Source organism: Mesorhizobium sp. M8A.F.Ca.ET.181.01.1.1, assembly GCF_004792025.1.
Lineage (GTDB): Bacteria > Pseudomonadota > Alphaproteobacteria > Rhizobiales > Rhizobiaceae > Mesorhizobium.
Genome location: NZ_SRTV01000008.1, coordinates 95,221 through 108,267, shown reverse-complemented (window position 1 = coordinate 108,267; position 13,047 = coordinate 95,221). Strand labels below are relative to the sequence as shown.

At 63.3% G+C, this 13,047-nt stretch carries 14 protein-coding genes; 10 read left to right on the top strand and 4 right to left on the bottom strand.

The window, feature by feature from the left end:
- Window positions 1–11 precede the first annotated feature (11 nt).
- Complete coding sequence (locus tag EN824_RS25660) at window positions 12–794, top strand: SDR family oxidoreductase (protein ID WP_127870884.1); 783 nt, start codon at window positions 12–14, stop codon at window positions 792–794.
- Between the two features lie 53 nt (window positions 795–847).
- On the opposite strand, the gene EN824_RS25655 is transcribed toward EN824_RS25660, so the two are convergent.
- Complete coding sequence (locus EN824_RS25655) at window positions 848–2,170, bottom strand: MFS transporter (RefSeq protein ID WP_127871029.1); 1,323 nt, start codon at window positions 2,168–2,170, stop codon at window positions 848–850.
- 205 nt (window positions 2,171–2,375) lie between these two features.
- Between EN824_RS25655 and cyoA the strand changes: the two genes are divergently transcribed.
- From cyoA to EN824_RS25615, 8 genes are all read left to right on the top strand, one after another.
- Window positions 2,376–3,557, top strand: a complete 1,182-nt coding sequence (cyoA, locus tag EN824_RS25650; RefSeq protein ID WP_135932849.1) for a ubiquinol oxidase subunit II — start codon at window positions 2,376–2,378, stop codon at window positions 3,555–3,557.
- A 10-nt stretch (window positions 3,558–3,567) separates the two neighbouring features.
- Window positions 3,568–5,565 carry a cytochrome o ubiquinol oxidase subunit I gene (gene cyoB, locus EN824_RS25645; RefSeq protein ID WP_135932848.1) on the top strand — a complete coding sequence of 666 codons (1,998 nt, stop codon included), beginning with the start codon at window positions 3,568–3,570 and terminating at the stop codon, window positions 5,563–5,565.
- A gap of 9 nt (window positions 5,566–5,574) precedes the next feature.
- Complete coding sequence (cyoC, locus tag EN824_RS25640; RefSeq protein WP_127870887.1) at window positions 5,575–6,201, top strand: cytochrome o ubiquinol oxidase subunit III; 627 nt, start codon at window positions 5,575–5,577, stop codon at window positions 6,199–6,201.
- The gene (gene cyoD, locus EN824_RS25635; protein WP_135932847.1) at window positions 6,198–6,575 is read left to right on the top strand and encodes a cytochrome o ubiquinol oxidase subunit IV; all 378 of its coding nucleotides are present in this window, start codon (window positions 6,198–6,200) and stop codon (window positions 6,573–6,575) included. Before cyoC ends, cyoD begins: the two co-directional genes overlap by 4 nt.
- Entirely contained in the window at window positions 6,572–7,387 is an 816-nt protein-coding gene (locus tag EN824_RS25630; RefSeq protein ID WP_135932846.1) for an SURF1 family protein, read from the top strand. Before cyoD ends, EN824_RS25630 begins: the two co-directional genes overlap by 4 nt.
- Window positions 7,384–8,736 carry an ATP-binding protein gene (locus EN824_RS25625; protein WP_135932845.1) on the top strand — a complete coding sequence of 451 codons (1,353 nt, stop codon included), beginning with the start codon at window positions 7,384–7,386 and terminating at the stop codon, window positions 8,734–8,736. The genes EN824_RS25630 and EN824_RS25625 overlap by 4 nt, the downstream gene beginning before the upstream one ends.
- On the top strand, window positions 8,726–9,262 hold the full coding sequence (locus tag EN824_RS25620) for a response regulator transcription factor (protein WP_189343529.1): 537 nt from the start codon (window positions 8,726–8,728) through the stop codon (window positions 9,260–9,262). Before EN824_RS25625 ends, EN824_RS25620 begins: the two co-directional genes overlap by 11 nt.
- A 111-nt stretch (window positions 9,263–9,373) precedes the next feature.
- Window positions 9,374–10,636 carry a DUF763 domain-containing protein gene (locus tag EN824_RS25615; RefSeq protein ID WP_135932844.1) on the top strand — a complete coding sequence of 421 codons (1,263 nt, stop codon included), beginning with the start codon at window positions 9,374–9,376 and terminating at the stop codon, window positions 10,634–10,636.
- 18 nt (window positions 10,637–10,654) lie between these two features.
- Here EN824_RS25615 and EN824_RS25610 read toward each other — a convergent pair whose 3' ends face one another.
- A complete protein-coding gene (locus EN824_RS25610; protein WP_135932843.1) occupies window positions 10,655–10,855 on the bottom strand; it encodes a KTSC domain-containing protein in 201 nt (66 codons plus the stop codon).
- A 67-nt stretch (window positions 10,856–10,922) separates the two neighbouring features.
- Window positions 10,923–11,360, bottom strand: coding sequence for a GFA family protein (locus EN824_RS25605; RefSeq protein ID WP_135932842.1), 438 nt, complete (start codon window positions 11,358–11,360; stop codon window positions 10,923–10,925).
- A 167-nt stretch (window positions 11,361–11,527) separates the two neighbouring features.
- On the opposite strand from EN824_RS25605, the gene EN824_RS25600 reads away from it, so the two are divergent.
- Entirely contained in the window at window positions 11,528–12,139 is a 612-nt protein-coding gene (locus tag EN824_RS25600; RefSeq protein WP_135932841.1) for an alpha-ketoglutarate-dependent dioxygenase AlkB, read from the top strand.
- Window positions 12,140–12,260: 121 nt separating this feature from the next.
- On the opposite strand, the gene EN824_RS25595 is transcribed toward EN824_RS25600, so the two are convergent.
- The gene (locus EN824_RS25595; protein ID WP_135932840.1) at window positions 12,261–13,007 is read right to left on the bottom strand and encodes a DUF1236 domain-containing protein; all 747 of its coding nucleotides are present in this window, start codon (window positions 13,005–13,007) and stop codon (window positions 12,261–12,263) included.
- Window positions 13,008–13,047: the final 40 nt, after the last annotated feature.

The window sequence follows — 13,047 nt, the reverse complement described above, 5'->3', positions numbered from 1 at the left end:
ATGGAGAAATCATGATCGACGTATACGCCACATTTGCCCCGGACAGCTTTGCCGGCAAGACCGTGCTGGTGACCGGTGCCGCGAGCGGCATGGGTTTCGAAACCGCCCGTGCATTCCTCTCCAAGGGGGCCGAGGTCGTGATGTGCGACCGTGATGCGGAAGGCCTTGCAAGGCGCCATGACGAGCTGGGCGGGATGGCCGGGACGCCGCACAAGGTGGTGGCCGACATGGGTGATCCCGACAGCATCGGGCGCATGTTCGACTATTGCGATGCCAGGCTGGCGCGGCTCGACAATGTCGTCACCTGTGCCGCGATCATCACCGCCAAGCGAATCCCCGACCAGGATTGGGCGCACTGGCAGCGCGTGCTGGGCGTCAACTTGCTGGGCACCTTCTTCACGGTCCAGGGCGCGGTGCAGCGCATGCAGGGCAGCGGCGGGGGAAACATCGTCTGCGTGGCATCGGACGCCGGCGTGCATGGCGGTGGCGGCCTTATCGCCGACACGGCCTATGCGGCCTCGAAGGCCGGCACGCTGTCGCTGGTGAAGTCGGTCGCGCGCGAACTGGCGGGAAAGGCGGTGCGCATCAACGCCCTCAATCCGGGGCCGACCGATTCGCCGATGCATTCCCACATCGATCCGGCCCTCAAGGACCGCATCGCGGCCAATTTGCCCATACGCCGGATGGGCCGGCCCGACGACATGGCCGCCGCGATCCTGTTCCTGTGCTCCGACGCCGCGAGCTTCGTCTATGGCGCGGCGCTCGACGTCGATGGCGGTTCGATGTTCCGCTGACCGGCGGGGCAGCCGCCCTGCGACGCTCGCTGACCCTCGCCGCCATAGAGCGTTCAGTCGGTCGGACGGTCCGCGGCCGAACGCCGTCCATCGATCCACAAGGCAAGCAAGGTGCAGGCCGCGCCCGAAAGCAGGTAGGCGCCCGCGGCGATGAGGCCGAAATTGCCGGCCAAAAGCAATGCCGCGAGTGGCGCGAAGCCGGCGCCGAACATCCAGGCGAGATCCGAGGTTATCGCCGAACCGGTATAGCGATGCTGTCGCGAAAAGCTCGATGCGACGACACCCGACGATTGCCCGAAGCTCAGCCCCAGCAGGATGAAGCCCAGCACCATGAACAGGGCCTCGCCAACGGTGCCGCCATCCAGCAGCTGCGGGGCAAAGCCGCTGAACGTCGCGATGGCGATCGCCGAACCGCCGAGCAGCGCGCGGCGTCCGACACGATCGGCGAGCGGGCCTGACGCGACGATGGCGGCGATGCCGAACAGCGCGCTCACCGCCTCGATCGCCAGGAAGCGCGCCGGCCCCTCATTTGTGAACAGGAACACCCAGGAGAGCGGAAACACCGTCACCATGTGGAACAGGGCGAAACTCGCCAGCGGCGCGAAGGCGCCGATAACGACATTGCGGCCCTCGGCCCTGATCGTGTCCCTTATGCGCGTCGGCTGGAGGTCGCCGCTCTCGTACAGTTTCGAGAATTCGGGCGTCACCACGATGCGCAGCCTGGCGAACAGGGCCACGACATTGATGGCGAACGCGACGAAGAACGGATAGCGCCAGCCCCAGGCAAGAAAGTCGTCGGCCGACAGGTTGGCGACGAAGAAGGCGAAGAGAGCGCTGGCCACGATGAGGCCGATCGGAGCCCCCAGTTGCGGGATCATGGCATAGAAGCCGCGCCGGCTCCGTGGCGCGTTCAGCGCCAGCAGCGAGGGCAGGCCGTCCCACGTCCCGCCGAGCGCCACGCCCTGCCCGATGCGTGCCAGCGCCAAAAGCCAGATCGCGACCGCGCCGATATCGCCATAGGCGGGAAGGAACGCGATGGCGACGGTCGAGGTGCCGAGCAGGAACAGCGCGATCGTCAGTTTCGCACCGCGACCGTAGGCGCGATCGACGGCCATGAACAGGACGGAGCCGAACGGACGGGCGATGAAGGCCAGCGCGAAGATGGCGAAGGAGTAGAGCGTTCCGACGAGCGGATCATGCGTCGGAAACACCAGCTTGGGGAACACGATGACGGACGCGATCGCATAGACGAAGAAGTCGAAGAATTCCGACGTCCTGCCCACGATCACGCCGACCGCGATATCGCCCGCACTGACCTGGCCATGATGCGAGCCGATCAGCTCGCTGTTTGTTTCGGCAGTCGAAGTCTGAGCCATCTTGTCCGTCGCCACCGCGTGGATGAAATACCTGGGACGCATTTGTAGCAAGCCCATTGTGCAATGCACACTGCGCCAGACCCGGCCCGGCTGGGCATTGGACAAATTGTCCAATGTCACCGTGCCGTCGCCGGCAGTAGCCCTCTGTCGATACCGCACTGCAACATCGCAACGCGCTGCGGCGATCCATCGAGGGCAGTGTCTGATGAAACGATTTGGAGCCTTGCTTCTGCTTTCCCTGGCAGGGCTGTTGAGCGGCTGCGATATGGTCGTGCTCGCGCCGGCGGGCGATGTCGCGGCCCAGCAGCGCGACCTGCTGGTGGTCTCGACCCTGCTGATGCTGATCATCATCGTGCCGGTCATGGCGCTGACTGTCTTTTTCGCCTGGCGCTACCGGCAATCCAACGCCTCGGCGACCTATGCGCCGGACTGGGACCATTCGACGAAACTGGAACTGGTGATCTGGGCGGCACCGCTCCTCATCATCATATGCCTTGGCGCGCTGACCTGGCTCGGCACCCACCTGCTCGACCCATACCGCCGCATCGACCGGATCGAACCCGGCCAGCCCGTCACTCAGCTTCACAAGCCCCTCAGGGTCGAGGTCGTGGCGCTCGACTGGAAATGGCTCTTCATCTATCCGGATTACGGCATCGCCGCCGTCAACGAACTGGCGGCGCCGGTGAACCAGCCGATCGATTTCCGCATCACCTCGTCGGCGGTGATGAATTCTTTCTACATTCCAGCCCTTGCCGGACAGATCTATGCAATGCCGGGCATGGAGACGAAGCTGCACGCCGTCATCAACCGGCCGGGCACCTATAGCGGTTTCTCCGCCAACTACAGCGGCGCCGGCTTTTCGGGCATGCGTTTCGCCTTCCACGGCCTGTCCGACCAGGCCTTCGACCAGTGGGTGGCACAGGCCAGGACCGCGTCGGCGGCGCTCAACCGCGACAGCTATCTCGAACTCGAAAAGCCGAGCGAGAACGAACCGGTCCGGCACTACGCCTCCGTCGATCCCGACCTCTATGGCGCCATCCTCAATCTGTGCGTCGAGCGCGGTAAGATGTGCATGAACGAGATGATGTCGATCGACGCCAAGGGTGGTCTCGGTCTTGCCGGTGTGCGCAACACCTTGCCGCTGCAATACGACAAGCTCGCGCGGCGTGGCGCGGTGTTCGGAAACGACCCCTCCTATGTCGCCAGCATCTGCACGGCGGAAGAGGCGGCTGCCGTCTCACGCGCGTCGCGCGATGCCTGGCCGAGCTATTGGCCGGCGAAGCACCTGTCGCCGCTTCGCGGGGCGGGGCTGCTCCGGCCAGGAACAGACAGCCGCAGCGCCGAGGCGGATACGCCGCCTCTCGGCCTGCTGCGGCGTGAATTGTGAGAGACAGCCGATGCCCGATACGCTGACCAAATTCATTTTCGGCCGCCTCACCTTGGAGTCGCTGCCGCTGCACGAACCCATCGTCGTCGCCACCTTCGTCGCTGTGGCGCTCGGCGGCATCGCGCTTCTCGGCGCGATCACCTATTTCAAGCTCTGGACCTATCTGTGGCGCGAATGGTTCACCAGCGTCGACCACAAGAAGATCGGCATCATGTACATGGTGCTGGGCCTCGTCATGCTTTTGCGCGGCTTCTCGGACGCCATCATGATGCGGCTCCAGCAGGCCATCGCCTTCAACGGCTCCGAGGGCTACCTGAACTCACATCACTACGACCAGATCTTCACCGCCCACGGCGTCATCATGATCTTCTTCGTGGCGATGCCCTTCGTCACCGGGCTGATGAACTTCGTCGTGCCGCTGCAGATCGGGGCGCGCGACGTGTCCTTCCCGTTCCTCAACAATTTCTCGTTCTGGATGACGGTCGGCGGCGCCATCCTCGTCATGGCCTCGCTGTTCGTCGGCGAATTCGCCCGCACCGGCTGGCTTGCCTATCCGCCGCTCTCCGGCATCGGCTACAGTCCCGACGTCGGTGTCGACTACTATATCTGGGCGCTGCAGGTGGCGGGTGTCGGCACGACGCTGTCGGGCATCAACCTGATCTGCACGATCATCAAGATGCGCGCGCCCGGCATGACGATGATGCGCATGCCGGTCTTCACCTGGACGTCGCTCTGCACCAACGTGCTGATCGTCGCCTCCTTCCCGGTGCTGACGGCGGTGCTCTCGCTGCTGGCGCTCGATCGCTATGTCGGCACCAACTTCTTCACCAACGACTTCGGCGGTAACCCGATGATGTATGTGAACCTCATCTGGATATGGGGTCACCCGGAAGTCTACATCCTCATCCTGCCGCTGTTCGGCGTCTTTTCCGAGGTCACCTCGACCTTCTCCGGCAAGCGCCTGTTCGGCTACACCTCGATGGTCTACGCCACGGTGGTCATCACCATCCTGTCGTATCTTGTCTGGCTGCACCACTTCTTCACCATGGGCTCCGGCGCCAGCGTCAATTCCTTCTTCGGCATCACCACGATGATCATCTCGATCCCGACCGGGGCGAAGATCTTCAACTGGCTGTTCACAATGTACCGGGGCCGCATCCGCTTCGAGCTGCCGATGATGTGGACGCTGGCCTTCATGCTCACCTTCGTCGTCGGCGGCATGACCGGCGTGCTGCTTGCCGTGCCGCCGGCGGATTTCGTGCTGCACAACAGCCTGTTCCTGATCGCGCACTTCCACAATGTCATCATCGGCGGCGTTCTGTTCGGTCTGTTCGCCGGCATTGCCTACTGGTGGCCCAAGGCCTTCGGGTTCAAGCTCGATCCGTTCTGGGGCAAGGTCTCGTTCTGGTGCTGGGTGGTCGGCTTCTGGTTCGCCTTCATGCCGCTCTACATCCTCGGCCTGATGGGCGTGACGCGCCGCATGCGTGTGTTCGATGATCCCTCGCTGCAGATATGGTTCGTCATCGCCGCCTTCGGCGCGGTGCTGATCGCCTGCGGCATCGCCGCCTTCCTGATCCAGATCTTCGTCTCCATCCGCAGGCGTGAGGCGCTTGCCGATCCGACCGGCGATCCCTGGGACGGCCGCACGCTCGAATGGTCGACCTCCTCACCGCCGCCCGCCTACAATTTCGCCTTCACGCCGGTCATTCGCGACAACGATGCCTGGTGGGACATGAAGCAGGCCGGCTACATCAGGCCGCTCGCCGGCTTCAAACCGATCCACATGCCCAGCAACACCGGGACCGGCATCATCCTAGCCGCCTTCAGCGTCGCGCTCGGCTTCGGCCTGATCTGGTACATCTGGTGGCTGGCGGCGCTGAGCTTCGTCTGCCTCATCGCCACGGCGATCGGCCATACCTTCAATTATCACCGCGACTTCCACATTCCGGCGGCCGAAGTCTCGCAGACGGAGGAGGTGAGGACGACGCTCCTCGCCGCTCAGGGTTAGGGTTTGAGCATGACATCGACGGCAATCACGGCCGACACCGAACCGGTCTTCCACCTGGAAGAAGAGCATGCGCACGCCGAAGGCGGCTCCACCATGCTCGGCTTCTGGCTTTACCTGATGAGCGACTGTCTGATCTTCGCGATGTTGTTCGCCGCCTATGGCGTGCTTGGCGGCAACTATGCGGCCGGGCCCGCGCCCAAGGACCTGTTCGACCTCGATCTGGTGGCGGTCAACACCGCCATGCTGCTCTTCTCCTCAATCACCTATGGCTTCGCCATGCTGACCATGGACAAGGGGCGCGTCGCGGCGACACAAGCCTGGCTTGCCGTGACCATGCTGTTCGGCCTGGCCTTCCTGTCAATCGAACTCTACGAATTCGCGCACATGATCCATGAAGGCGCCACGCCGCAGCGCAGCGCTTTCCTGTCGTCCTTCTTCACGCTCGTCGGCACGCACGGCCTGCACGTGACCTTCGGTATAGTCTGGATGGCGACGCTGATGATCCAGGTCGCGAGACACGGTCTCATCGAGGCCAACCGCCGCCGGCTGATGTGCCTCAGCATGTTCTGGCACTTCCTCGACGTCGTCTGGATCGGCGTCTTTACCTTCGTCTACCTGATGGGGATGTTGCGATGAGCACTCACGATCATGCCGAGGGGCACGGCCACGCCCATGGTGGGGCAGCACACGGATCGATCAAGAGTTATCTGATCGGCTTCGTCCTGTCGGTGATCCTGACCGCCATTCCCTTCTGGCTGGTCATGAGCGGCGTCATCGATGACAAGCAGGCCACGGCCATCGTCATCATGGCCTTCGCGGTCGTGCAGATCGTGGTCCACATGGTCTTCTTCCTGCATATGAACACCGCCTCGGAAGGCGGATGGTCGATGCTGGCGCTGATCTTCACGCTGATCCTGGTTGTCATCGTGCTGACCGGTTCGCTCTGGGTAATGTATCATCTCAACGCCAACATGATGCCCGGGCTGCACGACATGCGCGAGATGCCATGAGCCCGGCGGGCTCTGGGAGGACCACCATCGAGGCGATCGGACAAACAGGCATCGGCCCGCGTCCCGTCCTGCAAGAGCGCGGCGGCAGGTCGTCCGTGTCGCGCCTTGTCCTTGTACTGCTCGGGCTCCTCGGCGTGCTGGTGTTTGCCGGGCTCGGCATATGGCAACTGGAAAGGCGGGTCTGGAAGCTCGACCTGATCGCCCGTGTCGACCAACGCATTCATGCCCCGGTTGTCGATGCGCCTGGCCCGGAGAGCTGGAACGGCATCACCGCGGCCGGTTACGAATACAGCCATGTGCGATTGGCGGGACGCTACCAGGGCGGCGCCAACACGCTTGTGCAGGCGGTGACGGAGCTTGGCGGCGGCTATTGGGTGCTGACGCCGATGCGGACCGACCGTGGCTTCGTCGTGCTGGTCAACCGCGGCTTCATTCCCCTGGAGCGCAAGGCTGAGTTCGAACGGGAGAGAGGCGGCCCAACCGCGCCGGCCGTCATCGACGGCCTGTTGCGCATGAGCGAACCCGGCGGCGGCTTCCTGCGCAAGAACGACACCACGGGCAATCGCTGGTATTCGCGAGACGTCGCCGCCATAGCAACCGCGCACGGCTTGACGAGCAATGTCGCTCCCTATTTCGTCGATGCGGAAGCGTCACGCATGGAGGGCTGGCCGCGCGGCGGACTGACCGTCGTGACTTTTCGCAACAGCCACCTGGTCTATGCTTTGACCTGGTTCGCGCTCGCTGCGATGCTCGCCATTGCCCTGGCCAGGCCGATGATCGGCCACGGCCGACGGCGAGGACCCGCGAGATGAGCGTCCCCACGCAAGCGCTTCATCATGACAAATCCCTGGTGGCGGCATCCCTAGCCGGCAAGAACGGGGCAGTATCGCACCCTGATGCAACGAACAGGAAGAACCTGTTCCTGCTCATCCAACTGCGTTGGCTGGCGGTGGCGGGTCAGGTGCTCACCATTCTGGCGACGGAATACTGGTTCGATATCCCGCTGCCGCTGCCGGAGATGGCCGGCGTGGTGCTTTTCCTGCTGGGCCTCAACATCTTCAGCCTGCTGGTCCTGCGCGGCACCAGGCCCATCAGCAACACCCAGCTCTTCGTTGCGCTCATCTTCGACATGGCGGCACTGACGACGCAGCTCTACCTGAGCGGCGGCGCGTCCAACCCGTTCGTATCGCTCTATCTCCTGCAGATCACGCTTGGCGCAGCACTGCTGACGCCAAGGTTTACCTGGATCCTCGTGGCGGCTGCATCGGCCTGCTTCGTCTTCCTCATCTTCCTCTTCCAGCCGATCGCGATCCCGCATCATGGCGGCAGCGATCTCCTGTCCCTGCATATCAGGGGCATGTTCATCTGCTTCGTGCTGGCGGCCGGACTGATCGTGATCTTCATGACGCGCATCAACCGCAATCTGCGCGAGCGCGACGCCTATCTCGCCGATCTGCGCCAGCGCTCGGCCGAGGAGGACCACATCGTGCGCATGGGCCTGCTGGCCTCCGGCGCCGCGCACGAACTCGGCACGCCGCTTGCCACGATATCCGTCATCCTGTCCGACTGGCGCCAGATGCGCACGCTCACGCGCAACCGCGAAATGGCGGCCGACATGGCCGAGATGCAGGCCCAGATCGAGCGCTGCAAGCGCATCGTGTCCGGGATCCTGATGTCTTCCGGCCAGGCGAGGGGCGAGGGAACGATACGCACGACCATTCGCGGTTTCCTCGACGATCTGGTCGAGGAATGGCGCATGAGTCGCCAGCCATTCAAGCTGGAATACAAAAACGATTTCGACCCGGACGAGCAGATCGTATCCGACACGGCGCTGAAGCAGGTCATCTTCAACCTGTTCGACAATGCCCAGGAGGCGTCGCAGGATTGGGTCGGCGTCACCGCCGAGCGGCAGGGCGACAAGCTGGTGATTTCCGTGCGCGATCGCGGGCCGGGTTTCGACGAAGGTATTCTGGCAGCACTCGGCCAACCCTATATGTCGAGCAAGGGACGGCCGGGCGGCGGTCTTGGCCTGTTCCTCGTCATGAACGTGGTCCGGAAACTGGGAGGCGATTTTTCGGCGCGCAACATGGAACAGGGCGCCTGTGTTACTCTTTCGCTGCCGCTTGCGGCGCTGACCGATGGAGATGATCGTGAGGCCTGATCGATCCCTGTTTATCGTAGAGGACGACGCCACCTTCGCCAAAACGCTGAAGCGCTCCTTCGAAAAGCGCGATTACGACGTCGTCGTCTGCCACGACCGGGAAGCATTGCTTAGCGCCCTCGAAACAACTGTTCCGGCTTACGCTGTCGTCGACCTCAAGCTTGGAGCCGGCGGCTCCGGACTGGAGTGCGTCAAGCTGCTCAGCGCCCGCGATGCTTCGATCAGGATTGTCGTGCTGACGGGGTTTGCTAGCATCGCCACGGCTGTCGAGGCGATCAAGCTCGGCGCGAGCCATTACCTGGCGAAACCCGCCAACACCGATGACATCGAAGCCGCCTTCGGCCGGGCCGAGGGCGATGTTTCCGTACCGCTCTCCTCCCGGCCCACCTCGATCAAGAATCTGGAATGGGAGCGCATCCACGAAACGCTGGTCGAAACCGGCTTCAACATCTCCGAAACGGCGCGCCGGCTTGGCCTGCATCGCCGCACTCTGGCCCGCAAGCTCGAGAAGCGCGTGGTGAGATAGCAGAGCGCATTTGCGTTCGCGACCGGGCCGGGTGCGACCATTCAGTGCTTCCGTGTGCGCTCCGGGATACCTATTTGTCTGAGATTCGCGGGCACCGGAGCAGGCAAGGACGTGGCGCAACGATCGGGCAGTGCTGATCTTCCCCTTCACGGCGGACGTGTGCCGAAATGGCTGGGCGATCGCATGACGCGTCTCGGCGCCGTCATGTCCGAGGCGATCATCCATCACTATGGCCGCAATGAATTGCTGCGGCGGCTGGCGCATCCGTTCTGGTTCCAGTCCTTCGGCGCCGTCATGGGCATGGACTGGCACTCGTCCGGCATCACGACCAGCGTCGTCGGCGCCTTGAAACGCGGTCTCACGCCGCTGTCGGGCGAGCTTGGCATTCATGTCTGCGGCGGCCGTGGCGCACATTCGCGCAAAACCCCGCATGAACTAGCCGCCATCGGCGAGCGTATCGGCTTCGACGGCGCGCGCCTGGCAACCGCCAGCCGGCTGGTCGCCAAGGTGGATAGCGCCGCCGTCCAGGACGGTTTCGATCTCTATTTGCATGGCTTCATCGTCACCGACGACGGCGACTGGGTGGTGGTGCAGCAAGGCATGAACGGCGACAGCAAGGTGGCGCGCCGCTATCATTGGCTGTCCGAGGGTTTGAAGAGTTTCGTCGACCAGCCGCATGCCGCAATTGAAGGCGCCAACCAGGGCGAGATCGTCAACCTGACCGACCGGCGCGCCGAGGCCTCGCGCCAGGGACAGCTGGACCTGCTCCAGGATCTCGGGCCTGACCGCATCATTCGGGAGTTCGCCGCCTTGGAACCCGGTGCCGCACCGGCTCCGGCGCAGCCATTGCTGCCGCATCTGATCATGCCGGCTCACCATGACGTCCGCGAAAGCGATGTCGTGATGCATCGCCTTCACGGCAACATGGCCGCCGCCGCCGAGCGGGGTCCCGCCGATTTCGCCGAGCTTCTCCTGGTTCCCGGCGTCGGCGCCCGCACGGTGCGCGCATTGGCGCTGGTTGCCGAAGTGGTGCATGGCGCGCCGTGCCGGTTTTCGGACCCTGGCCGGTTTTCGCTGGCGCATGGCGGCAAGGACAGGCATCCGTTCCCTGTTCCGCTCAAGGTCTATGACGAGACGATCGGTGTGCTGAAGTCCGCCGTGCAAAAGGCCAGGCTTGGCCGCGAAGAGGAAATCGGCGCATTGAGGCGGCTCGACGATCAGTCGCGGCAGGTCGAGCGATACGTCACCGGTCCTAGCCTCAAGGAAATTGTCGCCGGCGAATTCGACCAGTCGCATCTGCTTGGCGGCCGCAGTGTCTTTGGTTGGGAGCCGGCGCCGGATGAGGTGACCGCCGGGCATAACAAGAAGGCGTGACGGGTCGCTGGCGGGGTATCACGCCACGCGACGGTAGCTGTAGCGATCCTTGATGAATTTATTGAAGAAGCGGCCTTTCGAGGAAGCCCTCATGAGCGCCGCATAGATCGCCGGGGCGACTTCCTCATAGTCATAGCGGTTGCCGTGCGGCACGAACCAGACCGAGAGGATCCTGGTCGCGGGATCGTATTGCGTGCTTCGAATGACGGTCGACGGCATGGTGGCACCTGACGGCTCCTCCGATTAACCCGCCAGGCATGGTCCGGTTCCGTACCGCCCGAAGGTGCTACCTGTCGCGTGGATTGCCGAATTTCTCGTCGCGTGTCCTCGAATATCGATCGATGCGCGGCAGCTTGTCGGCAATGTTGACCCAAGGCAGCCTCAGGTCCCAATAGGCATGGGCATGTGGCCGCAGCCCTTCGGGTCTGTCGAAGAACCCGATTGTCAGATACAACTCGTCCGGCAGGCCTTCGTCGCTATAGCCTATGGAGCTCCCGCAGTCGGGACAGAAAGTGCGGGCTACGCCCGGCGTTCTGGAGAAAGCCTTTGGCGTTCCCTTCAAAAGGCGGAACTGACTCGGCCGATATCCGACCCAGATGGTGAGCGGACTGCCGATCGCCCGTCGGCAATCGTCATCGTGATCGTAGCATATCCAGAAAGGCTCACCGTCCATGGCGGCGGCAATCGCCCCGCAAAAGCAGGCCCCGGTTTCAACGCGCGGCATCCGGCACTCCAAGGCTGGAACAAGTCCGGCGGCCTCCGACGGAGCCGCCGTTTCCTAAACTTTCACGCCGCTCCGGTGTTCCGTTGCGCCGGTTTTGAGATGTGTCCGAGGCAAGCAAGCGCGGTTCCCGTCTTGCCCTGCGGTCCGGCCTTCACCATCTAGGCACGATGTCGTCGCTCAAACCGAAAACAGCCGGCCGTGTGGCCCAGTACGATCTCTTCAGTGCCGCTCAGGATGTTTTGCCGGAGGGCTTCGTCTACCAGCCCGGGCTCATCACGCCGCAAGAGCAAATCGAACTTGTCCGACAGCTTGAAGGACTGCCCTTCAAGGCCTTCGACTTCCACGGCCATCTGGCGAACCGGCGTGTCGTCGGTTTTGGCCTTCGCTACGATTATGACCGGCGCGAGGTCGTCGAGGCGCCGCCGATCCCTGACTTTCTGCTGCCCCTGCGCGAAAAGGTCGCGGCCTTTGCGCGTCGGCCCACCGAAGCCTTCGCGCAGGTTCTGATCAATGAATACCGGCCCGGAGCCGGCATCGGCTGGCACCGCGACAAGCCTCATTTCGAGGACGTCGCGGGCGTCTCGCTGCTGGCGCCCTGCGATTTCCGCCTTCGGCGCGAGAACGGGTCCGGATGGGAGCGCCGGACCGTCACCGTCGAGCCGAGATCGGCCTACCTCATGACGGGCCCTTCGCGAACAGAATGGGAGCACAGCATTCCTCCGCTTGCCGAACGCCGCTACTCGATTACCTTGCGAACATTGCGGCCTCGGAATCCCTGAGCTGCACTGAGGTTGCACGGGAAAGCTGTCCGCATCCATCTCGCCATGAGTGCTCAACCCGACCCGCGTGCGGCGGAACGGGGTGAGCAATGTCGTACTGTAAATTTTCCTGGAATTGCTCCTAGGTCAGGATCAGCACGATCTTGTATGTATCCGGATCGACGATGACGATCCGGCCGTCGGCGAGAACGAAATACTCGTAGGCTTCGTAGGCCGGAACGATCTTGACGATGCGAGCCGGCAAACGATGCAGCCTGATCTTGTGCCGCGGAACTTCGATGCCGACGGAGACGTCGAAATTGACGCTGGCGACCGGCTCGACCTTGGTTTCCCTGAACACCTGGGTGATCTGGGTCTTCTGTTCGACCGTTACATTGCTGATGGACGCGGTCGAAGTCTTGTCCTGCGTGGAGGCCTTGCCCTGAGCCTGTTGATCGGTCTGGACCTTGGCCTTGCCCTGGGCCTGCTGGTCCGTCGTGGTGCCGGCCTTGCCCTGGGCCTGTTGTTCCGTCTGCATCTTGGCCTTGCCCTGGGCCTGCTGGTCGGTGGTGGCGCCTGCCTTGCCCTGGGCCTGCTCGTCCGTCTTGGTGCCTGCCTTGCCCTGAGCCTGCTGATCGGTCTGGACCTTGGCCTTGCCCTGGGCTTGCTCGTCCGTCTTCATCTTGGCCTTGCCCTGAGCCTGCTGATCAGTCTGGGCCTTGGCACCCTGTGCCTGGTCCTTCATCTTCGAGCCGTTTTGGCAGTTGGTCGTGCCGGAAGCGCAGTTTGTGTCCGCTCCTGATTGGCTTTCGGCGGGCTGTGTCTGAGCCATCGCCGCCCCGCAGCCGAGCCCAATCGCAAGCATGCTGGTCATGAGAACATGTTTCATAGGAAATCTCCTTCGGAGAGTTCGTCCCTTCAAAGGGGAG

Coding starts and splice junctions, on each gene's coding strand:
- EN824_RS25630 (WP_135932846.1), top strand. CDS start 6,572: ATGAGCCCGGCGGGCTCTGGGAGGACCACCATCGAGGCGATCGGACAA.
- cyoB (WP_135932848.1), top strand. CDS start 3,568: ATGCCCGATACGCTGACCAAATTCATTTTCGGCCGCCTCACCTTGGAG.
- EN824_RS25605 (WP_135932842.1), bottom strand. CDS start 11,360: ATGCCGCGCGTTGAAACCGGGGCCTGCTTTTGCGGGGCGATTGCCGCC.
- EN824_RS25595 (WP_135932840.1), bottom strand. CDS start 13,007: ATGAAACATGTTCTCATGACCAGCATGCTTGCGATTGGGCTCGGCTGC.
- EN824_RS25660 (WP_127870884.1), top strand. CDS start 12: ATGATCGACGTATACGCCACATTTGCCCCGGACAGCTTTGCCGGCAAG.
- cyoC (WP_127870887.1), top strand. CDS start 5,575: ATGACATCGACGGCAATCACGGCCGACACCGAACCGGTCTTCCACCTG.
- EN824_RS25625 (WP_135932845.1), top strand. CDS start 7,384: ATGAGCGTCCCCACGCAAGCGCTTCATCATGACAAATCCCTGGTGGCG.
- EN824_RS25610 (WP_135932843.1), bottom strand. CDS start 10,855: ATGCCGTCGACCGTCATTCGAAGCACGCAATACGATCCCGCGACCAGG.
- cyoD (WP_135932847.1), top strand. CDS start 6,198: ATGAGCACTCACGATCATGCCGAGGGGCACGGCCACGCCCATGGTGGG.
- cyoA (WP_135932849.1), top strand. CDS start 2,376: ATGAAACGATTTGGAGCCTTGCTTCTGCTTTCCCTGGCAGGGCTGTTG.
- EN824_RS25600 (WP_135932841.1), top strand. CDS start 11,528: ATGTCGTCGCTCAAACCGAAAACAGCCGGCCGTGTGGCCCAGTACGAT.
- EN824_RS25655 (WP_127871029.1), bottom strand. CDS start 2,170: ATGGCTCAGACTTCGACTGCCGAAACAAACAGCGAGCTGATCGGCTCG.